A 20,043-nucleotide genomic window follows, 5' to 3' on the forward strand; every position below is an offset into this window, starting at 1 on the left:
CCCCTCGCGTCACTGCGGGATCAGCACTCCCGTGTAGACCACCGGCCCCGTCGGCGCGCCCGTGGGCGAGCCGCCGGGCGGCTCGACGCTCACCGCGAGGGTGGCGCCGGGGGTGGCGCGGGCGACGGCCGGCTCCAGGCGGATGTCGGCGGCGTCGCGCACGAGGCCCAGCGAGCGCGGGTCGTCGTCGGCGGCGACAAGCCAGAGCTCGAGCGCCCGGTCGGGCGGCGCCTCGGCTGCGGGGGCTCGCACGCGCACGAGGCCCTGCGCCACGTCGACCTGGACGATGAGCGCGGGCAACCCCCCGCCGCGGTCGACGACCGCGACGTAGCGCTCACCCTCGGGCGGCGGCGGCAGGAACGCGCCGGGGAACAGGATCGCGAGCGCCACCAGCGCCGCCGCCAGCGCCCCGAGCGAGCCCGCCGCGACGCGCCAGCGCCCGAGCGCGCGGCGCAGCCGCCGGACCTCGTCGAGGGAGACGACGTCGGCGGGGGAGGCCGTCGAGGCGGTCGCCGCGGGCGTCTCGTCCAGCCGCGCCTCGATGCGCGCGAGCAGGTCCGGCGGCGGCGCCACCGGCGCCACGGCGTCGGCGAGCGGCGCGAGCCGCTCCTGCCAGGCCGCGACCGCGGCGGCGAGCGTCGGCTCGCGGGCGAGGCGCGCCTCGAAGGCCGCGCGCTCCCCGCCGTCGAGCGTGCCCAGCGCGTACTCGCCGGCGAGCGCGTCGTCGTCGTCCCCTTCGTACATGTCCGTCCCGGCGCTCATGACGACAGGCACCCCCGGAGCGCGGCGAGGCCGCGGTGCAGCCAGGTCTTGATCGTGTTGACGTTCTTGCCCGTTCGGGCGGCGAGCTCCTCGCGAGACCAACCTTCGCAGTAAGCGAGGAGAATGCAATGCCTCTGCGTCTCCTCCAGCCGGTCGAGGCAGCGCGTCAGCGCGTCGCGATCGGCGAAGCTCGCGGCGGCGTCGAACGGGTCGGGGATCGCGGCGAAGGGGTCCTCGCCGTCCTCGCCGGGATCGAGCAGGACCTCGCGGCGGACGCGCACGGCGTCGATCGCGCGGTTGCGCGCGATGGTGATCATCCAGGTCATCGGCCGCGCCTTTTCCGCCGCATAGGACGAGGCGCCGCGCCAGATGCCGAGGAAGACCTCCTGCAGCACCTCCTCGGCCATGCCCCGATCCTTGACGATACGGAGCACCACGCCGAAGAGTTTCGCGCTGGTTCGCGCGTAGAGCCGCGCATAGGCACCGCGATCGGCGCGCGCGACCGCCGCGAGGAGAGCCTCCAACGGCTCGTCCACGGGCTCCTGCGGATCGGGGGGATGACGCACGCGGACCTCGTCGCTCGACGCAAGGCGCCTAGAGATAGCGCATCGCGCGCCAAAGTCACGCGCTCGGCGGGCGTCGCGCACGCGCGGGAGGCGGGCGTGGACGAGGGTCAGGAGAGCGCTGCGCGGCGTTGCGCGAGATGCGCGCGCACGGCGGCGTCGCCCGTCAGGGCCAGCGCCGCATCGTAGGCGGCGCGCGCGTCGTCGGCGCGACCCGCGGCGGCGAGGAGATGAGCGCGGCAGGCGTGAAAGGGCTGATAGGCCTCGACCCGCGCCGGCGGCAGCGTGGCGAGGAGCGCGAGCCCGGCGTCGGGACCCCTGGCCTCCCCGTGCGCCGCCGCGCGCGCGACGGCGACCCCGACAGCCGACGTCTGGCCCGACAGGTGATCGTAGAGCGTGCACAGGGCGCGCGCCTCGCGCCGGCCCGTCATGCGCGATTGGGCGTGCACCGCCTGGATCGCGGCCTCGGTCTGGAATCGCCCCGGCCGGCGCAGGCGGGCGGCGCGCGTGAGCGCATCCTCCGCCTCGACGATCGCCGCGCGCGACCACAGCCGGGGGTCCTGCTCGGAGAGCGGGACGTAGGCCCCGCGCGCATTGCGCCGCGCGGGTGCACGCGCGTCGACGTGGAGCATGAGCGCGAGGAGCCCGAGCGGCTCGGGCTCGTGCGGCAGGAGCGACGAAAGCAGGCGCGCGAGATGGATCGCCTCGCCGGCGAGCCCGTCGCCCGCCGCGTGGCCGGCGATTCCGGGCGTCTCGTCGTAGGCCGTGCCGAAGGCCGCGTAGACGGCGGCGAGGACGGCTTCGAGCCGCGCGGGCAGTTCCGCGGGCTCCGGCGTCTCGAAGGGAATGCCCGCGTCGCGGATCTTGCCCTTGGCGCGCACGAGCCGCTGGGCCATCGCGGTCGGTGCGACGAGGAAGGCCTGCGCGATGCGCGCCGCATCCAGGCCCAGCACCGTCTGGAGCATCAGCGGCGTACGGATGCCCTCGTCGATCGCGGGATGCGCGCACACGAAGAGGAGCGCGAGCCGCGCGTCGGGGATCGTCCCCACGTCGCGCTCGCGGACCTCCTCGGCGAGGATCGCGAGCGTCGCCGCCGCGTCCCCGCGCACGGCGGCGTGGCGCGCCGCGTGCCCGAGCCCGCGGCGCGCGACGGTGAGCAGCCAAGCCTCCGGGCGATCCGGGATGCCCCGTAGGGGCCAGGTCTCGAGCGCCGCGGCGAAGGCGTCGGAGAGGGCGTCCTGCGCCGCGGCGATGTCTCGGCTGCGGCCCGCGAGAATCGCGACGAGCCGGCCGTAGGACGTGCGCGCGGCGGCCTCCGCGGCCCGGCGCACGTCGGCGCTCATGCGGGGGGCGCCATCGGAGGGAGCACGGGGCGGACCTCGACGCTGCCCGCTGATGCCGCGGGAGCGCGCGCCGCCCAGTCGATCGCGGCGTCGAGCGTCGGCACGTCGACGACGAGGTAGCCGCCGAGCTGCTCCTTCGTGTCCGCGTAGGGGCCGTCCTGGACCTCGCGGCGGCCGTCGCGCAGGCGCACCGTCGTCGCCGTGTGCGGCGGCTGCAGGCCGTCGCCCTTCACCACGACGCCGGCCTCGTTGATTGCGGCGATGTAGGCGCCCCACGCGCCCCAGTACGCGCTGGAGCGCTCCGGGTCGGTGCGGGCCGAGAGGAACTCTTCCTCCTCGCGAAAGACGAGCATGTACTGCATGGGTCCGGTCTCCTGTCGAAGCTTCTCACGGCGCGCGGCGGCGCGCCAGGGCCGGCGCACGGCGGCGCGCCAGGGCCGGCGCACCGCGGTGCGCTCGACCGGATGAGCCGCGGGCTCGTGAGCGATCGACATGGGCCGCATAGAAATATTCCGAGAGCCTCGCGGCGGGCGTGAAACCTCGGCCGTCGACGCTCCGTAGCTGGCCTCGATCCCGATGCGGATCGCCACGTCACAGGGAGCCAGCCATGAAGACCACGCTTCGACGCCTCGCCCGCCACCTCGTTCTCGGCGCCGCGGTCTGCGTACCCCTCGCGCTCGGCGCCGGGCTCGCCTCCGCCCAGGCGGTCAAGACCGTCGGCGGCGCGCCGATGCTGCCCTCGCGCACCATCGTCGAGAACGCCGTGAACTCCGCCGACCACACGACTCTCGTCGCCGCCGTCCAGGCCGCGGGGCTCGTCGACACGCTCTCGGGACCCGGCCCGTTCACGGTCTTCGCGCCGACGAACCGCGCCTTCTCCCGACTGCCGGCGGGTACGGTCGACACGCTCCTCGAGCCGGCGAACAGGGGCCAGCTCACGGACGTGCTGACCTTCCACGTCGTGCCGGGCACCTATACGGCGTCCGAGCTCCTGGCGCTCGCCCAGCGCGAGGGCGGGCAGGCGGAGCTGCGCACGGTCGAGGGCGGGACGCTCGCCGTGCTGCTCGACCGCAACGGCAACGGCCCCTACATCGCCGACAACCAGGGCAACACCGCGCGCGTGCCGATCTCGGACGTGATGCAGTCGAACGGCGTCATCCACGTCATCGACAAGGTCCTGCTGCCGTGAGGCCGGCGGCGCCGGGCGGGGCCTCGGGCCGCGCCCGGCGCGCTCAGAAATGCTCGCGCCGGATCACGGACACGTCCGACACCGTGACGACGCCGATCTGGCGCGAGAGGAGCTTGTAGACGGGCTCGAGCACGTCCGGCACGCGGCTCTCGTCGAGGACGCAGATGACGAGCACCATCTGGCCGGCGTCGGAGACGAGCCCGGCGCGGCGCCAGGAGCCCTCGCGGCCGCGCCCGGCGAGCGCCGGGACCACGGTGTAGCCGGTCACCGCCAGGCGATCGAGCAGGTCGAGCAGGCGGTTCATGATCGGCGCCTCGACGATGATGTCCAGGCGCTTCTTGGCGTGGGTCTCGAGCCGCGGCCTGGGGGCTGCGGGCGCGGGCGTCTCGTCGTTGGTCATGACAGCGCCTCCGCGAGCGCGATGTAGAGCGGGATGCCGAGCGTCAGGTTGAAGGGAAAGGTCACGCCGAGCGAGAGCGTGAGGTAGATCGCCGGGCGTGCCTCGGGGAGCGCGAGGCGCATCGCGGCGGGAACGGCGATGTAGGACGCCGACGCCGAGAGCGTGATCAGCAGCGCCGTCCCGCCGGCGGAGAGCCCGAGCGGCAGGGAGACGAGCGCGGCCAGCGTCGCGCCGACGAGGGGCATGTAGAGCCCGAAGGCGAGCACCGGCCCCTTCAGCTCGCGCCAGCCCGAGCGCAGGCCGCGCCCGGCGACGAGGCCCATGTCGAGCAGGAACAGGCACAGGACGCCCTGGAAGGGCGCGACCAGGAAGGGCGAGACGACCTCGAGACCGCGATCCCCCGTGGCCCAGCCGATCGCGAAGGCGCCGGCCAGCAGAACGATCGAGCCGTTGAGCAGGATCTCGCGGATCAGCGCGCCCTGCGGCTCGGCGTCCTCCGAGTCGGCGCCGCGCCCGGCCCCCTTGCGCACGCGCTGGGCGAGCCACAGGGCGGTGAGGATGGCGGGAGCCTCCATCACGGCGGCGACGGCGACGAGATAGCCCTCCGCCACGAGACCGGAGAGGCGCACCGATTCCGAGGCGGCGACGAAGGTGACGATGGAGATCGAGCCGTAGTGCGCCGCCACCGCCGCGGCGTCGAGCGCCGGCAGCTTCGTGGTGCGCCGCAGGATCTGGAAGGCGATCCAGGGAATGGAGAAGCTGAGCAGCGCACCGGCGATCACGGCGCCGACGAGCCGCGCATCGACGCCGTGCCCGGCGACGCTCGCCCCGCCCTTGAAGCCGATCGCCATCATCAGGTAGAGCGCGAGCGCCTTGGCCACCGCCTCCGGCACCGCGAGATCCGAGCGCGCGAGCGCCGCCGCGAGCCCGAGCGCGAAGAACAGGACGATGGGCGAGGTGAGATTGGCGAGGACGAGATCCAGCACGCGCGTGACACCCGGGGGCTCGAGGCGGGAGCCCGGTCGTAGCGGAGGACGGCGCGCCTGAGAAGGGCGCCTCGGGGTGGCGGCGGGCCGAACCGCCACGGCGCGAAGGAAGATGCCCCACCCCCCGCTTGAATGCAGCGCAAAAATCGTCACCCTGTCCTCGTGGAAACCGCGGGGAGAAGCCTCATGGCTGTCGGGCACGGCGTCGCGATCGGTGCGGCCGAGCGGGCGGAGGAGAAGGACAAGCCGCTGTGGGAGGACATCCGCCTTCTCGGCCGCATCCTCGGCGACACGGTGCGCGCGCAGGAGGGCGAGGCGACCTTCGACCTCGTCGAGCGCATCCGCCAGACGAGCCTGCGCTTCCACCGCGACGAGGACGTCGCCGCCCGCGGCGAGCTGCAGACCATCCTCGACGCGCTCTCGCGCGACTCGAGCCTGCAGATCATCCGCGCCTTCTCGTACTTCTCCCATCTCGCCAACCTGGCCGAGGACCAGCACCGCCAGCGGCGCTCGCGGGCGCACGCGAAAGCGCGCTCCGAGCCGCGCGAGGGGACGCTCGCGCGCACCATCGCCCTGTGCAAGGCGGCCGGCATCGCCCGGGGCGACCTCGAGGCCTTCTTCCAGGGCGCGGAAATCTCGCCGGTGCTCACCGCACATCCCACCGAGGTGCGCCGCAAGTCGACGATCGACCGCGAGATGGAGGTCGCGCGCCTGCTCAAGGCCCGCGACACGGGCCTGCTCACCCCCGAGGAACTCGCCGAGAACGAGGAGGCGATGCGTCGCAACGTGCTCGCGCTGTGGCAGACCTCCATCCTGCGCGGCGTGCGCCTGCGGGTCGTCGACGAGGTGATCAACGCGCTCTCCTACTACGACGACACGTTCCTGCCCGCCCTGCCGCGCCTCTACGCGGCGCTGGAGGACGCGCTCGGCGCGGAGGGGCTCGGCGGGGCGGAGCTGCCGCCCTTCCTGCGGATGGGCTCCTGGATCGGCGGCGACCGCGACGGCAATCCCTTCGTCACCGCCGACGTGCTGCGCGAGGCGTTGCACCTGCACAGCCGCAAGGCGCTCGCGCATCATCTCGCCGAGATCGAGGCGCTCTCGGCCGAGCTGCCGCTCGACGAGCGGCTGGTGGGCGTCTCCGACGAGGTGCGCGCGCTCGCCGACGCCTCTCCCGAGCGCTCCGTCTTCCGCCGGGCCGAGCCCTACCGCCGCGCGCTCGCGCACGTCCATGCGCGTCTGTGCGCCACCGCGGCCGCGCTCGGCCACGCCGACCTGTGCCGCGAGGCCTCCGCCGAGGGAATCGAGGCGTACGCGACGGTCGATGCGCTGGCGCAGGACCTCGACGCCATCCAGCGATCCCTCGTCGCCAACGGCTCGGGGGCGCTGGCGCGGGGCCGACTGCGGCTGCTGCGCCGGGCGGTGTCGGTGTTCGGCTTCCACCTCGCCACGATCGACCTGCGCCAGAACTCCGATGTCCACGAGCGCACGATCGCCGAGCTGCTCGCGGTGGCGACGCCGGGCGTCGACTACCTCGCGCTGCCGGAGGAAGCCCGCATCGCGCGGCTCGTCGAGGAGCTGCGGACGCCGCGCCCGCTGTTCTCGCCCCACGTCGCCTATTCGGACGAGACCGCCGGCGAGCTCGCCATCGTGCGCGAGGCGGCGGCCGCGCGCCGTCGCTACGGGCCTGCGGCGCTGCGCCACTACGTGATCTCCAAGGCCGACTCGGTCTCGGACGTGCTCGAGGTCGCTGTCCTCCTCAAGGAGGCCGGGCTCCTGCGCCCGCTCGAGGGCACGCTCGACGTCGACATCGTGCCGCTGTTCGAGACGATCGGCGACCTCCAGGCCTCGGCGCGGATCATGGCGGAGCTGTTCTCCGTCTTCGAGTACCGCGCGCTGCTGGAGACGCGCGGCAAGACCCAGGAGGTCATGCTCGGCTACTCGGACTCGAACAAGGACGGCGGCTTCCTCACCTCGAACTGGGAGCTCTACAAGGCCGAGATCGCGCTCGTGCGCGTCTTCCGCGAGACCGGCGTGCGGCTGCGGCTCTTCCACGGGCGCGGCGGGACGGTGGGCCGCGGCGGCGGGCCCTCCTACCAGGCGATCCTCGCCCAGCCCGGCGGCGCCGTGCAGGGCTCGATCCGCATCACCGAGCAGGGCGAGGTGATCGCGGCGAAATACGCCACCCCCGAGCTCGGCAGGCGCAACCTCGAGATCATCGCCGCCGCCACGATGGAGGCGAGCCTGCTGCACGGCGACGATCCGGCGCCGCGCGACGCCTATCTCAAGGTGATGGAGGACCTCTCCGCCCGCGCCTTCCAGGCCTACCGCGCGCTCGTCTACGAGACGCCCGGATTCGAGGACTATTTCTGGGAATCGACCGTCATCGGCGAGATCGCCAACCTCAACATCGGCTCGCGCCCCGCCTCGCGGAAGAAGTCGCGCTCGATCGAGGACCTGCGTGCCATCCCCTGGGTGTTCGGCTGGTCGCAGTCGCGGCTGATGCTGCCGGGCTGGTACGGCTTCGGCACGGCGGTGGAGGGCTTCCTCGCCGAGGATCCCGGCCGCATCGAGATGCTGCGGGAGATGCACCGCGACTGGCCGTTCTTCCAGGCGCTGCTCTCGAACATGGACATGGTGCTGGCGAAGTCGAACATCGCCATCGCCTCGCGCTACGCGGGCCTCGTCTCCGACCGGGCGCTGGCCGAGCGCATCTTCCCGCGCCTGCGGGAGGAATGGACCCGCTCGATCGAGACGCTGCTTTCGATCTCCGGACAGGCGACGCTGCTCGAGACGAATCCGCTGCTCGCCCGCTCCATCCGCAACCGATTCCCCTATCTCGACCCGCTCAACCACCTGCAGGTCGAGCTCCTGCGCCGCCACCGCGCCGGCGACGCCGACGCGCGGGTGACGCAGGGCATCCACATGACGATCAACGGCGTCGCCGCCGGCTTGCGCAATTCCGGCTGATCGCGTCTCCTCCGGATGCCGCCGCACGGGCGGCGGCGGAGGGGAGACGCACGGTGCACGACGAGAGGTACGAGAAGGGGCTTTCCAACCGAAAGGCGGTACTCGGCGAGGCGCACGTCGAGCGCTCCCTCGCAGGCGCCGGAGCCTTCGCGGGTCCGTGGCAGGAGTTCGTCACGCGCACCGCCTGGCACGACGTGTGGAACGACGAGACGCTGCCCTGGAAGACGCGCTCCATGATCGTTCTCACGATCACCACCGCGCTCCACCGCGAGGAGGAGTTCAAGCTCCACCTGCGGCCGGCGCTGAAGAACGGGGTCAGCATCGCCGAGCTGCGGGCGCTCCTGATCCAGTGCGCGGTCTATGCCGGCGTGCCGGCGTCGAACGCCGCCTTCCGCTGGGTCCGCGAGGTCCTCGGCGACGAGGCCGACGACCTCGCGGCGCCGGGAGACGGTTGACGACGCAACTAATATCATGCTGACTTGAAGGCGAGGTCGTATGCGCACGAATGATCGTCGTCGCGCGCGCCGCGAAGCCCGGGAAACGGGCCGACAAGAGGGAGAGACCGAGATCATGCCCAGGACTGCCGATTCCCGTCTCGCGCTCGCCGCCGTCGCGGCCGCGCTCGCGTTCTCGACCGCGCCGACGAGCCCGGCCGCCGCGCAGGAGGTGACGCTGCGCGTCCACCACTTCCTGCCCGCCGCCTCGCAGGCGCACCAGAACTGGCTCGTGCCCTGGGCCGAGGCGGTCCAGGCCGATTCGGAGGGCCGCATCGCCGTCGAGATCTTCCCGGCGATGCAGCTCGGCGGGCGCCCGCCGCAGCTCTACGACCAGGCCCGCGACGGCATCGTCGACGTGGTCTGGACGCTCGCGGGCAACACGCCCGGCCGCTTCCCCTCGCTCGAGGCGATGGAGCTGCCCTTCGTCCCGCACGCCACCGGCGCGGTGACGAGCGCCGCCGCGCACGAGTTCTACGAGGCGAACGCCACGGCCGAGCTCGACGACGTCCACGTGCTCGCGGTCTTCGGCCACGGCCACGGCAATTTCTACACCCGTGAGAAGACGATCGTGCGTCCCGAGGACGTCGAGGGCATGACGATCCGCGTGCCCAACCGCGTGATCAACCAGACGCTCGCCAATCTCGGCGCCAACCCGCAGGGCATCCCGGCGCCGGGCGTGCCCGAGGCGCTCTCGCGCGGCGTCGTCCAGGGCGTGGTCTTCCCCTACGAGGTGGTGCCCGCGCTCAAGGTGAACGAGCTCACCGACAAGGTCGGCGCCTTCACCGGCGACCGCTCGCTCTACACGGCGATCTTCCTGTTCGTCATGAACAAGGGTGTCTACGAGGGCATGTCGGACGAGAACAAGGCGGTGATCGACGCCAATTCCGGTCTCGAGCTCGCCCGGCAGACCGGCGCCAAGTGGGACGAGTGGGACCTCGTCGGCAAGGCGGCGATCGAGGAGACCGGCAACGAGATCACGCTGATCGAGGGCGAGGCGCTGGAGGCCTGGAAGGCCGCCGGCGAGGCGGTGATCGAGGCCTGGATCGCGGAGCAGGACGCGGCGGGCCGCGACGGCGCCGCCCTCGTCCAGTCCGCGCGCGACCTCGTCTCCAAGCACGAAGCCGCGGCCAACTGAGGCGACGTACGTGACGACGACGGCGACACGACGGCCGACGGCGGCGCTCGCCGCCGTCGGCGCACTCCTGGAGCGCGTCTGCGGCGCCGTCGCGGTTCTCGGCGGCATCGCGCTGCTCGGCATGATCGTCGTCTCGGTCGTCTCGATCACCGGGCGCTCGATCCTGCCGGGGCTCGCGGGACTCGTCGGCCTCGAGTTCCGGGCCGCCTCCATCCCCGGCGACATCGAGCTCGTGCAGATCGGCACGGGCATCGCCGTGTTCTCGTTCCTGCCGTTCTGCCAGCTCCGGCGCGGCAACGTGCTCGTGGATTTCTTCACCTCGGGTGCGCGGCTCCGCGTGCGCGCGGCGCTCGACCTCGTCGGCAACCTGATCTTCACGGTGCTCGCCGGCGTGATCGCCTGGCGGCTCGTGCTCGGCCTCCAGGACAAGCTCGCCTACAACGACACGACCATGGTGCTGCGCCTGCCGGAGGCGTATCCCTTCGCCTTCGGCGTCGCCTGCGCCTGGCTGCTCGCGATCGTGTGCGCCTACACGGTCTGGCGCTCGGCGGAGGAGATCCGCTCGAACAGGCCGATCGGCCCCCACGACGTCGCCGAGCACTGAGAGAGGCGCCCCTTCCATGTCCAACGTCGCGCTGGGCGTCCTCTCCTTCGGGATCCTGCTCGGGCTCCTCGTCGTGCGCATCCCGATCGGCGTGGCGATGGCGGCGGTGGGCGGCATCGGTTTCGTGTACCTGTCGGGGCTCAACCCCTTCCTCGCCTACCTGAAGCAGACGCCCTGGGAGGTCTTCGCCAACTACTCGCTCTCGGTGATCCCGCTCTTCCTGCTGATGGGGAACTTCGCGGCGCGCTCGGGGCTCTCGGCGAACCTGTACCGGGCGGCGAACGGTTTCCTCGGGCACTACAAGGGCGGGCTCGCGATGTCGTCGGTGGGCGCCTGCGCCGCCTTCGGCACGATCTGCGGCTCCTCGCTCGCGACCGCGGCCACGATGGGCCGCGTGGCCCTGCCCGAGATGCGCAAGTACGGCTACTCGGGCGCGCTCGCCACGGGCTCGATCGCGGCGGGCGGCACGCTCGGCATCCTGATCCCGCCCTCCGTCGTGCTGGTGATCTACGCGATCCTCACCCAGCAGAACATCGCCAAGATGTTCCTCGCCGCCGCCGTGCCGGCGCTGCTGGCCGTGATCGGCTTCATGATCGCCGTGCGCGTCTACCTCGCGCTCTCGCCCGAGTCCGGCCCGCCGTCGCCGGCGATTCCCTGGCGCGAGCGCATCGCGCGGCTCGGGAGCGTGTGGCCCGTCGTCGTGATCTTCCTCGCGGTCTTCGTCGGCATGAACGGCGAGACCCTGTTCGGGCGCGCGCTGTTCACCCCCACCGAGGGGGCGGCGGTGGGCGCCTTCGGCACCTGCCTCGCTGCGCTCACCTACGGGCAGCTGCGCCCGCGCGAGATCGTGGAGGTGCTCAAGGACACCGCGGTCCAGACGGCGATGATCTTCCTCATCCTGCTCGGCGCGGACTTCTACAACGCCTTCCTCGCCCGCACGCAGATGCCCATGGCGGCCGGCGAATGGATCTCCGCGCTCGGGTTGGCGCCGATCGTGGTGCTGATCGTCATCGTCGCGCTCTACCTCGCGCTCGGCGCGATGATGGATTCGCTGTCGATGATCCTGCTCACCATCCCGATCTTCTTCCCCATCGTGATGGCGCTCGATTTCGGGCTGACGCCGGAGGAGACCGCGATCTGGTTCGGGATCATCATCCTGATCGTGGTGGAGCTGGGGCTGATCACCCCGCCCGTCGGGCTCAACGTCTACATCATCAACGGCTTGGCCAAGGACGTCCCGATGTGGGAGACGTTCAAGGGCGCCTCCGTCTTCCTCGCCGCCGAGATCGTGCGCGTGTCGTTGCTGATCGCGTTTCCCGCGCTGACGCTGTGGCTCGTGACGTAGGGGTGAATCGGCACCTGAACAGTCGATGCCGGCGTTCCGCTTCCCTGTAGGGCTGGTCGATTCACACATCTGCGGCACGTCGCGTCGAACGACGAGCCCCGGGAGGCAGGGCGCAGGTCTTCTCCTTCCCTGTAGGGGAAGGTGGCGCGCAGCCGAAGGCTGCGTGACGGATGGGGCGCGGCGCGCGAGCGATGCGTTCCGCGAAGCGGAAGCCGCCGCGTGCGCCATCCGCCGTCGCATGTCGGCTTCGCCGAACGCGCGTGCCGCGCGCCCCATCCGTCTCGTCGCCTTCGGCGCCGATCCACCTTCCCCTACAGGGAAGGACAGAATCGGCCGGCATCCCCGGGCCACCTCCCCGGCACGGGTCATCCAGAGCCGAGAGAGGCCCAGGAGACGTGTGCATAGGCTCGCCCCATAGGGGAAGGATGAGAGACGACGCTCGACCCGTGCACGACCCGCTCCGACCCGCTCCGCCCACGATCAGCCCGCGCCGTCGCCGCTCCCCTTGCGCCCGAGGAACGCCTCCATCCGCGCCTTCGCCTCGCCGTCCGTCTGGACGTAGGCGGCCGCCAGCGACTCCGTGTAGAGCCCCGCCGACTGGGGCATATCGGCGATCTCCTCGAGGGCGCCGATGATCATCTGGTTGGAGAGCGGCGCGTTCGTCGCGATCTCGGCGGCGAGCGCCAGCGCCTCGGCGAGGCTCTCGCCCGGGGCGCTGAGGCGGTGGACGAGGCCGATGCGCAGGGCCTCCTCGGCCTCCACCTCGCGCCCGGTGAGCATCATCTCCGCGAGCCGGCTCGCGCCGACGAGGCGCCCGACCCGCACGGACGCGCCCCCGCCGACGAAGATGCCGCGGCGCGCCTCGGGCAGGCTGAAGCGGGCGGCGGGATCGCATATGCGCACGTGCGCCACCGCCGCGAGCTCGAGCCCCGCGCCGATCACCGAGCCCTGGAGCGCGGCGACGACGGGCAGGCGCCCGGCGCGCACCGCCTGCGTCGCGCGGTGCCACAGCCGCGAGACGCCCATCACGTCCTCGGGTGCGCGCTCGCGGTGCTCGGCGAGATCGAGCCCCGCGCTGAAATGGTCGCCCTCGGCGGCCAGGACCGCCGCGCGCCACGCCGCCGGAGGGTCCGCGAAGAGCGCGCCGATCCGGTGGATCATCTCGGTGCAGATGGCGTTGCGCTTGGCCGGCCGCGACAGCGTCACCACCCCGACGACACCCTGCGCCGCGATCCCGATCTCGGGGCTTCGAGAGCCCGTCATGCGCTTCCCCCTTCGCTACACGAGCTGTGAAGTAACGTGCCGGAGACCGCCGCTGTCAACGCGGTCTCGATTGGGCGCACGGCCAACGTGCCATTGGCCGTTGACGCATGCGCGGCGCTGCGCGAAATTTCAACATCCATGTAAGTAAGCCCGATCGCGACCGGCACCGGAGACGTCGCATGGCCCAACCCACCCCGGCCATCCCCCATGGCGGGTACTGGTCCAGCCCTTTCGTGAAGTGGCAGGGCGCTCTGGCCGGGCACCACGCGCTGCGGCTCGCCGCCCACACCGCCCGCGCGGTGCTCGCCGCGCGGGGCGTCCCGCTCGAGGCGATCGACCACGGCGTGCTCGGCACCACGGTGCCGCAGCGCGGTGCCTTCTACGGGCTGCCCTGGCTGATGGGGATGATCGGCGCCGAGCGCGTCGCCGGCCCCACGTTGGCGCAGGCCTGCGCCACGGGGGTGCGCATCCTCGCGTCGGCCTCCGACGAGATCGCGGCGGGTCGCGCGACCTGCGCGCTGGCGATCGCCGCGGACCGTGTCTCCAACGGCCCGCATCTCCTCTATCCCGATCCGCGCGGCCCCGGCGGCGCGGGCGCGCACGAGCACTGGGTGCTCGACAATTTCGAGCGCGACCCCTTCGCCGGCTGCGCCATGGTCGATACCGCCGAGAACGTGGCGCGGCGCCTCGGGGCGACGCGGGAGGAGCAGCACGAGGTCGTCCTCGTGCGGGCCGAGCAGTACGCCCAGGCGCTCGCCGACGATCGCGCCTTCCAGCGCCGCTTCATGCCGCTGCCCTTCGCCGTGCCGGACGGCCGCTTCGAGGGCGTCGCCGAGACGCTGGAGGGGGATGCGGGCATCTACCCGACGAGCGCGGAGAAGCTCGCGCGGCTCGCTCCCGTGCGCGAGGGCGGGACGGTGACGCTCGGCGCCCAGACGCATCCCGCCGACGGCAACGCCGGCATGATCGTCACGACGCCCGAACGGGCGCGGGACCTCTCGCGCCGCCCGGAGATCGCCATCACGCCTCTCGCCTTCGGCCAGGCGCGCGAGGAGCGCGGCTTCATGCCGGCCGCTCCGATCGCCGCCGCGCGGCGGGCGCTGGAGCGGGCGGGCCTTCGGATCGAGCAGGTGGATGCGATCAAGTCTCACAACCCGTTCGCGATAAACGATCTCGCCTTCGCCCGCGCTTTCGGCATAGACTGGCGTCGCATGAACGCGTTCGGCTCCTCGCTGATCTACGGCCATCCCCAGGCGCCCACGGCGCTGCGGGGCGTGATCGAGCTGATCGAGGAGCTCGTCGAGCGGGGAGGGGGCATGGGCCTGTTCCAGGGATGTGCCGCGGGCGACAGCGCGATGGCGGTCGTCCTGCGCGTGGAGGACCGCCGGGCATGACGCTGCCGCGGATCCACCCGACCGTCGTGCACATGCTCGCCGACGCGGCGGCGGTGGCGCCGGGGCGCGAGGCGCTGGCCTGCGGCGACGAGCGGGTCTCCTACGCCGCCTATGCCGGCGCCGCCGAAGGCTTCGCGCGCGAGCTGCGGGATGCGGGCGTCGAAGGCGAGCGCGTGGCGATCCTGATGCCGAACAGCGTCGATTTTCCCGTGGCGCTGATGGCCGCCTTCGCCGCCGGCGCGCAGGCGACGCCGCTCAACCCCGCCTACACGGTCCACGAGCTGCGCCCGGTGCTCGCCGACGCCGCGCCGCGCCTGATCCTCGCCGCGCCCGATGTCGCGGAGCGGATCGCGCCGCTGTGCGCCGAACTCGGCCTGCCGGTGCCGACCCCCGTCGGGCCGGGTGCGCGGCGGCTCCACGTGATCGCGGGCGACCCCGCGCGGCTGCCGTTGCCGGACCCCGACACGCTCGGCCTCCTGCAATACACCGGCGGCACGACGGGCATTCCGAAGGGCGTCGACCTCGTTCACCGCGCTCTCGCGGTCAACGTCTCCCAGCGCGAGGCGATCGTGCCCACGACGCCGGACGCCGAGCGGGCGCTCGTGATCACCCCGCTCTACCACGCCTACGCCATGGCGATGGGGCTGATGCTCGCGCTCTGGGCGCGGGGCACGATGGTTCTCATGCCGCGCTATTCGCCGGAAGCCGCGCTCGCGCTGATCGAGGCGGAGCGCATCACCTTCCTCGCCGGCAGCCCGACGATATACCACGGGCTGCTCGCCGCGCCGCGGGCGGCGCGCACCGACTTCTCGACGCTGTCGCTCTGCTTCTGCGGCGCCTCGGCGCTGCCTGAGGCGACGCTGACGCGGTGGATGGCGCTCACCGGCGCCTCGCTGTGCGAGGGCTACGGGCAGACGGAGGCCGGCCCCGTGCTCGCGGCCAACCCGCGGGCGGGACCGCACGTCGCCGGATCGGTCGGCGTGCCGCTGCCCGAGACCGAGATCGAGATCGTCGACCCGGTGACGGGGGAGGGGCCGCTCGCGCCCGGCGAGCCCGGCGAGATCCGCGCCCGCGGCCCGCAGATCATGCGCGGCTACCGCAATCGCCGCGAGGAGACCGCCGAGGCCCTGCGGGACGGCTGGCTGCACACCGGCGACATCGGCGTGATCCGTCCAGACGGCATCCTCGAGATCCGCGACCGCAAGAAGGACATGGCGATCGTCTCGGGCTTCAACGTCTACCCGCGGGAGATCGAGGAAGCGCTCCTCGCCCATCCCGCGGTGGCGGAGGCCGCGGCCTTCGCCGTGCCGGACGCGCGCAAGGGCGAGGTCATCCACGCCCGGGTCGTGGCATCGGGCACCGACCTCGCCACCCTCGAGGCGCATCTCGCGGAGCGCCTCGCCCGCTACAAGCTGCCGGCCGTGCTCGCGCTCGTGCCGGCGATCCCCAAGACGGCGATCGGCAAGATCGACAAGGCCACGCTGAAGGCCGACGCCACGGCCCGACGCGCCTCGTGACCCCCGGGGCTCGCGCACGGGGCCCCCCGGGACGAGCTCGCCGGTACCAGTCGAGAAACACGGAAAGGGACAAGGGAATGCACCGTCGCTCGCTCCTCCTCGCGGCCACGCTCGCCGCGCTCGCCGCCGCCGCCCCGACCGCCGCGCAGGAGACGACCCTGCGGGTCGGGACCTTCCTCGCGCCGCAGGGCGTCTGGCACGGGCCGATCGCGCACCTGATCGAGACGGTCAACGCCAAGGACGCGGGGCTCACGCTCGAGCTCGTGGCCGATCCGTCCTCGGTCAGCCCCTTCCAGCTCGGCAACGCCGTGCAGGGCGGCGTCGTCGACATGGCCTACATCTCGGGCTCGTTCTACACCTCGCTGGTGCCGGAGGCGGACGCCAACAAGCTGTTCAACATCCCCGTCCAGGAGTTGCGCGAGAACGGCGCCATGGAGCTGATGGACCAGATCCACCGCGAGCGGATGGGCGCCGTCTTCCTCGGCAAGCTCGGCGACGGCATCCAGTACCATCTCTACACGGCCAGACCCCTCGAGGCGCCGGACCTGTCCGGCTGGAACATGCGCGGCACGCCGCTCTACAGGCCCTTCCTCGCCGCGCTCGGCGCCAACGTCGTGCAGATGCAGGGCTCGGAGGTCTACCCGGCCATGGAGGGCGGGGTCATCGACGGGTATCCCTGGCCGCTTTGGGGCATCGGCGACATCGGCCTGCTCGAGGTGACGAAGCATCGCATCGAGCCCGGCTTCTACAACGCCGAGATCAGCGTGCTCGTGAACGAGAACTCCTGGAATCGTCTCACCGACGCGCAGCGCGCGGCGCTCACCGAGGCGATGATCGAGACCGAGGCGTGGTTCATCGACTACCGCGACGAGGTCGACGCGGCGCAGCGCGCGCTCCAGGACGAGGCCGGCATCGAGGCGATCACCTTCTCCGAGGAGGAGAACGCCCGCATGATCCAGATGGCGGACGACGCGGCCTGGGCCGTCGTCATGGAGAACTCGCCGCAATACGGCGAGCGCATCAAGGAACTGACCTACCGCTGACGACGGCACGATCGAGGATGGGGCGAACGGGATGACGGCGCTCAGGCTGCTCGATCGCGGGGTGGGGCTCGTGATCGAGGCGTTCGGCCTCCTCTCGGGCGCCGTCATCGCCTTGATGGCGCTCGCGATCGGCGCCGAGGTGCTGGTGCGGGCGCTCGGGCTGCCGGCCTTCGGCTGGACGCTGGAACTCTCCGAGTACGGCCTCCTCGTCGTCGGCTTCCTCGGCGCTCCGTGGGTGCTGCGCCATTCCGAGCACATCCGCGTCGACGTGGTGTTGCGCTCGGTCCCGCCGCGGACCCGGCACTGGATGCTGCTGCTCGCGAACGGGATCTCGGCGCTCGCCTGCTTCGTGCTGGCCTGGTATGCGGCGATCGCGGCGGCGGAGGCCTATGCGCGCGGCGCGCTCCTGTTCAAGCACCTCGTCGTCCCGCAATGGTGGATCCTCGCGATCCTGCCGGTGGGGGTCGCCCTGCTCGGCTTCGAGTTCACCGCACGGATCGCGCGGCGCCTCGCCGGGCGCCCGCCGCCGCAGGAGGACGAGCTGGGGGAGGCCGTGCTGTGAGCGGGCTCTCCTGGGAGATCGTGCTCGGGCTGATGGGCGGCGGGCTCGTCGCGCTGATGGGGCTCGGCGTGCCGGTCGCCTTCGCCTTCCTGGCGATCAATCTCGTCGGCGCCTGGTTCATCCTGGGCGGCGAGGCGGGGATGAAGCTGCTCGCCATGAACGCGACGGAGGCGGTGGGCTCCTTCGCGCTCGTGCCGATCCCGCTCTTCATCCTGATGGGCGAACTCCTGCTCCACACCGGCCTCGCCACCCGCGCCATCGCCGCGATCGAGAAGCTGATCGCGGGCGTGCCCGGGCGGCTCTCCCTCGTCGCGGTGACGAGCGGGGCGGTCTTCGCCTCGCTCTCCGGCTCGACCATCGCCAACACGGCGGTGCTCGGCCGGGTGCTGCTGCCGGACATGCACCGCATGGGGTACCACCCGATGCTCTCGATCGGGCCGATCCTCGCGGTGGGCGGCATCGCCATGCTGATCCCGCCCTCGGCGCTGGCCGTCCTGTTCGGCTCGCTCGCGGGGATCTCGATCTCCGGGCTGCTGCTCGCGGGCATCGTGCCCGGGCTGATGCTGGCCGCGCTCTACTTCCTCTTCATCGTGACCGCCGTGCGCGTCTCGCCCGGCCTCGCGCCGCCGGACCCGGTCGAGCGGCTGCCGCTGCGTGCGCGGGTGCGGCCGTTCCTGATCTACGTCCTGCCGCTGATGGGCATCGTCGTCGTCGTCGTCGGCTCGATCCTGGCGGGCGTGGCGACGCCCACCGAATCGGCGGCGCTCGGCTCGATCGCGACCCTCGTCGCGGCGGCGGCCTACCGCGCGCTCGACTGGCGCTCCCTGCGCGCGGCGCTGCTGGGGACGGCGCGGACATCGGCGCTGATCCTGATCATCATCTCGGGCTCGATCACCTTCTCGCAGATCCTCTCGTTCTCCGGCGCGAGCCGGCAGCTGATCGGGATCGTCACGGGCATGGGGCTCGAGCCCTTCGTGCTCGTCGCGGCGATGCTGGTGCTCGCGCTCCTGCTCGGCATGCTGATGGACCAGGTCAGCATCATGCTGATCACGCTGCCGTTCTTCATGCCGCTCGTGAACCAGGCGGGCGTCGACCCGATCTGGTTCGGCGTGATGATGCTCGTCGCCCTCGAGATCGGCCTGATCACCCCGCCCTTCGGGCTGCTCCTCTACATCATGCAGTCCGTCGCCCCCAAGGGGATCGGCATGCGCGCGATCCTGGGGGGAATCATGCCCTATCTCGGGCTCGAGCTCGTGGGCCTCGCGCTGCTCTTCGCCTTCCCGGCGATCGCCCTGTGGCTGCCCGGGCTGCTGAGATGACGGGGGCATGCATCTCACGGGCGTGGCGAGACCACCGCCGTTCCACCGTGGCGCGGGCCGCGGCTCCCGGTCTCGCGCTTGGCGGGTGCGCGCGTCGGTTGCCGCCCGGCGTGTCGGCGGCGACGCGGAGGCACCGGTTGCGATCGCCACCGGCGCGCTCTACAAATCCAGGGCCTACACGACGGGATGCGACGACGCGCGGCCACGGGCTCGACCGTGCCGTCGCATGCCCGATTCCGGAGGAATTCGACGGCGTGACGTGGATCGTGCATCACCTCGGCCGGCCCGGGCCGGCGAGTCGGGTCGCGGCGGTACGGAGCCGTGCGGCCGTCGCGGCTCCCGACGCGACGGAGGCCGCTCGATGAGCACCGGGAAGCCCCGCACCACCCGCACGCGTCTCAAGCCGCCGCGGCGCGACGGCGAGCGGCGTACCGCCATCGTCCGGCGTACGACCGAGATCTTCAAGGCCAAGGGCTTCGCCCACACCACGATCGAGGACATCGCCGAGGCCGTGGGCGTCACCCGGGAGGCGATCTACTACTACTTCCGCGACAAGGCGGAGATCCTCATCGAGATCATCAAGCCCGAGAGCGACTATCTCGTCTGGGGACTGGAGCGCATCCTCGCGCAGGACGTCTGCTCCCGCGAGAAGCTCGTCATGGCGGTGGAGAGCCACATGATGCGCTTCAACCCCAACTACCTCGAGATGGCCATCGCCGTGCGCGAGCTCAACGGCACCACGCGCGACCCGCGGATCTCCGCCCTCCGCCAGACCTGGCGGCGCTACACCGCGCTGTGGGTCTCGCTGATCGAGGAGGGCCAGCGCACCGGCACGCTGGAGGCCGACCTCGACCCCAAGCTCGTCGCCTTCGCGGTGCTCGGCATGCTCAACTCGGCTTCCGGCTGGTTCGACCCGTCGCGCGGCTCGAGCGCCGAGCTGACGCGCACCTTCGTGCGGATCGCAGCCACCGGCGTGCTCTCGGACCCCAATCGCGCCCGCCGCGACATGGACGAGGCGCAGGCGCGCACGGAAGCCGACGCCTGACGCGCCGAGCCCTCCCGTGCGCGGGTGCGCGACCGGGGCGTGCGGATCCGCGTGTCCGGCTCCGCGGGCAAGCAAGACCCGCGCCGGACGTCTCCCGATCCGCGCACGT

At 72.3% G+C, this 20,043-nt stretch carries 19 protein-coding genes; 12 read left to right on the forward strand and 7 right to left on the reverse strand.

The window, feature by feature from the left end; genetic code table 11:
• Positions 1 to 9 precede the first annotated feature (9 nt).
• From AB9M23_RS03355 to AB9M23_RS03370, 4 genes are all read right to left on the reverse strand, one after another.
• Positions 10 to 762: an anti-sigma factor gene (locus AB9M23_RS03355; RefSeq protein ID WP_372422447.1), complete on the reverse strand. Its 753-nt coding sequence runs from the start codon at positions 760 to 762 to the stop codon at positions 10 to 12.
• Positions 759 to 1,328 (reverse strand): sigma-70 family RNA polymerase sigma factor, encoded by a 570-nt coding sequence (locus AB9M23_RS03360; protein ID WP_372422449.1) that lies wholly within the window; start codon positions 1,326 to 1,328, stop codon positions 759 to 761. Before AB9M23_RS03360 ends, AB9M23_RS03355 begins: the two co-directional genes overlap by 4 nt.
• A gap of 107 nt (positions 1,329 to 1,435) precedes the next feature.
• Positions 1,436 to 2,668: an RNA polymerase sigma factor gene (locus tag AB9M23_RS03365; RefSeq protein ID WP_372422451.1), complete on the reverse strand. Its 1,233-nt coding sequence runs from the start codon at positions 2,666 to 2,668 to the stop codon at positions 1,436 to 1,438.
• Positions 2,665 to 3,162, reverse strand: coding sequence for a YciI family protein (locus AB9M23_RS03370; RefSeq protein ID WP_372422452.1), 498 nt, complete (start codon positions 3,160 to 3,162; stop codon positions 2,665 to 2,667). The genes AB9M23_RS03365 and AB9M23_RS03370 overlap by 4 nt, the downstream gene beginning before the upstream one ends.
• 113 nt (positions 3,163 to 3,275) lie before the next feature.
• Between AB9M23_RS03370 and AB9M23_RS03375 the strand changes: the two genes are divergently transcribed.
• Positions 3,276 to 3,857 (forward strand): fasciclin domain-containing protein, encoded by a 582-nt coding sequence (locus tag AB9M23_RS03375; protein WP_372422453.1) that lies wholly within the window; start codon positions 3,276 to 3,278, stop codon positions 3,855 to 3,857.
• Positions 3,858 to 3,900: 43 nt separating this feature from the next.
• Here AB9M23_RS03375 and AB9M23_RS03380 read toward each other — a convergent pair whose 3' ends face one another.
• Positions 3,901 to 4,257, reverse strand: coding sequence for a DUF190 domain-containing protein (locus AB9M23_RS03380; RefSeq protein WP_372422455.1), 357 nt, complete (start codon positions 4,255 to 4,257; stop codon positions 3,901 to 3,903).
• Entirely contained in the window at positions 4,254 to 5,243 is a 990-nt protein-coding gene (locus tag AB9M23_RS03385) for a sodium-dependent bicarbonate transport family permease (RefSeq protein WP_372422457.1), read from the reverse strand. The genes AB9M23_RS03380 and AB9M23_RS03385 overlap by 4 nt, the downstream gene beginning before the upstream one ends.
• A gap of 186 nt (positions 5,244 to 5,429) precedes the next feature.
• Here AB9M23_RS03385 and ppc point away from each other — a divergent pair, with 186 nt between their 5' ends.
• The 5 genes from ppc (at position 5,430) to AB9M23_RS03410 (ending at position 11,791) form a co-directional block, all read left to right on the forward strand.
• On the forward strand, positions 5,430 to 8,210 hold the full coding sequence (ppc, locus tag AB9M23_RS03390) for a phosphoenolpyruvate carboxylase (protein ID WP_372422459.1): 2,781 nt from the start codon (positions 5,430 to 5,432) through the stop codon (positions 8,208 to 8,210).
• A 53-nt stretch (positions 8,211 to 8,263) separates the two neighbouring features.
• Entirely contained in the window at positions 8,264 to 8,665 is a 402-nt protein-coding gene (locus AB9M23_RS03395; protein WP_372422461.1) for a carboxymuconolactone decarboxylase family protein, read from the forward strand.
• 115 nt (positions 8,666 to 8,780) lie between these two features.
• On the forward strand, positions 8,781 to 9,842 hold the full coding sequence (locus AB9M23_RS03400) for a TRAP transporter substrate-binding protein (protein ID WP_372422462.1): 1,062 nt from the start codon (positions 8,781 to 8,783) through the stop codon (positions 9,840 to 9,842).
• 10 nt (positions 9,843 to 9,852) lie between these two features.
• A complete protein-coding gene (locus AB9M23_RS03405) occupies positions 9,853 to 10,446 on the forward strand; it encodes a TRAP transporter small permease (RefSeq protein ID WP_372422464.1) in 594 nt (197 codons plus the stop codon).
• A gap of 16 nt (positions 10,447 to 10,462) precedes the next feature.
• A complete protein-coding gene (locus tag AB9M23_RS03410) occupies positions 10,463 to 11,791 on the forward strand; it encodes a TRAP transporter large permease (RefSeq protein WP_372422466.1) in 1,329 nt (442 codons plus the stop codon).
• Between the two features lie 480 nt (positions 11,792 to 12,271).
• On the opposite strand, the gene AB9M23_RS03415 is transcribed toward AB9M23_RS03410, so the two are convergent.
• On the reverse strand, positions 12,272 to 13,054 hold the full coding sequence (locus tag AB9M23_RS03415) for a crotonase/enoyl-CoA hydratase family protein (protein WP_372422468.1): 783 nt from the start codon (positions 13,052 to 13,054) through the stop codon (positions 12,272 to 12,274).
• Positions 13,055 to 13,233: 179 nt separating this feature from the next.
• Here AB9M23_RS03415 and AB9M23_RS03420 point away from each other — a divergent pair, with 179 nt between their 5' ends.
• From AB9M23_RS03420 to AB9M23_RS03445, 6 genes are all read left to right on the forward strand, one after another.
• Positions 13,234 to 14,448: a thiolase family protein gene (locus AB9M23_RS03420; protein ID WP_372422470.1), complete on the forward strand. Its 1,215-nt coding sequence runs from the start codon at positions 13,234 to 13,236 to the stop codon at positions 14,446 to 14,448.
• On the forward strand, positions 14,445 to 15,965 hold the full coding sequence (locus AB9M23_RS03425) for an AMP-binding protein (RefSeq protein WP_372422472.1): 1,521 nt from the start codon (positions 14,445 to 14,447) through the stop codon (positions 15,963 to 15,965). Before AB9M23_RS03420 ends, AB9M23_RS03425 begins: the two co-directional genes overlap by 4 nt.
• Positions 15,966 to 16,042: 77 nt before the next feature.
• Positions 16,043 to 17,008 (forward strand): TRAP transporter substrate-binding protein DctP, encoded by a 966-nt coding sequence (dctP, locus tag AB9M23_RS03430; protein ID WP_372422473.1) that lies wholly within the window; start codon positions 16,043 to 16,045, stop codon positions 17,006 to 17,008.
• A gap of 31 nt (positions 17,009 to 17,039) precedes the next feature.
• Entirely contained in the window at positions 17,040 to 17,570 is a 531-nt protein-coding gene (locus AB9M23_RS03435; RefSeq protein WP_372422475.1) for a TRAP transporter small permease, read from the forward strand.
• Positions 17,567 to 18,889 (forward strand): TRAP transporter large permease, encoded by a 1,323-nt coding sequence (locus AB9M23_RS03440; protein ID WP_372422476.1) that lies wholly within the window; start codon positions 17,567 to 17,569, stop codon positions 18,887 to 18,889. The genes AB9M23_RS03435 and AB9M23_RS03440 overlap by 4 nt, the downstream gene beginning before the upstream one ends.
• Positions 18,890 to 19,250: 361 nt before the next feature.
• On the forward strand, positions 19,251 to 19,934 hold the full coding sequence (locus tag AB9M23_RS03445) for a TetR/AcrR family transcriptional regulator (RefSeq protein WP_372422478.1): 684 nt from the start codon (positions 19,251 to 19,253) through the stop codon (positions 19,932 to 19,934).
• The last annotated feature ends 109 nt before the right edge of the window (positions 19,935 to 20,043 follow it).

The organism is Salinarimonas chemoclinalis, from assembly GCF_041514305.1.
Classification (GTDB): domain Bacteria; phylum Pseudomonadota; class Alphaproteobacteria; order Rhizobiales; family Beijerinckiaceae; genus Salinarimonas; species Salinarimonas chemoclinalis.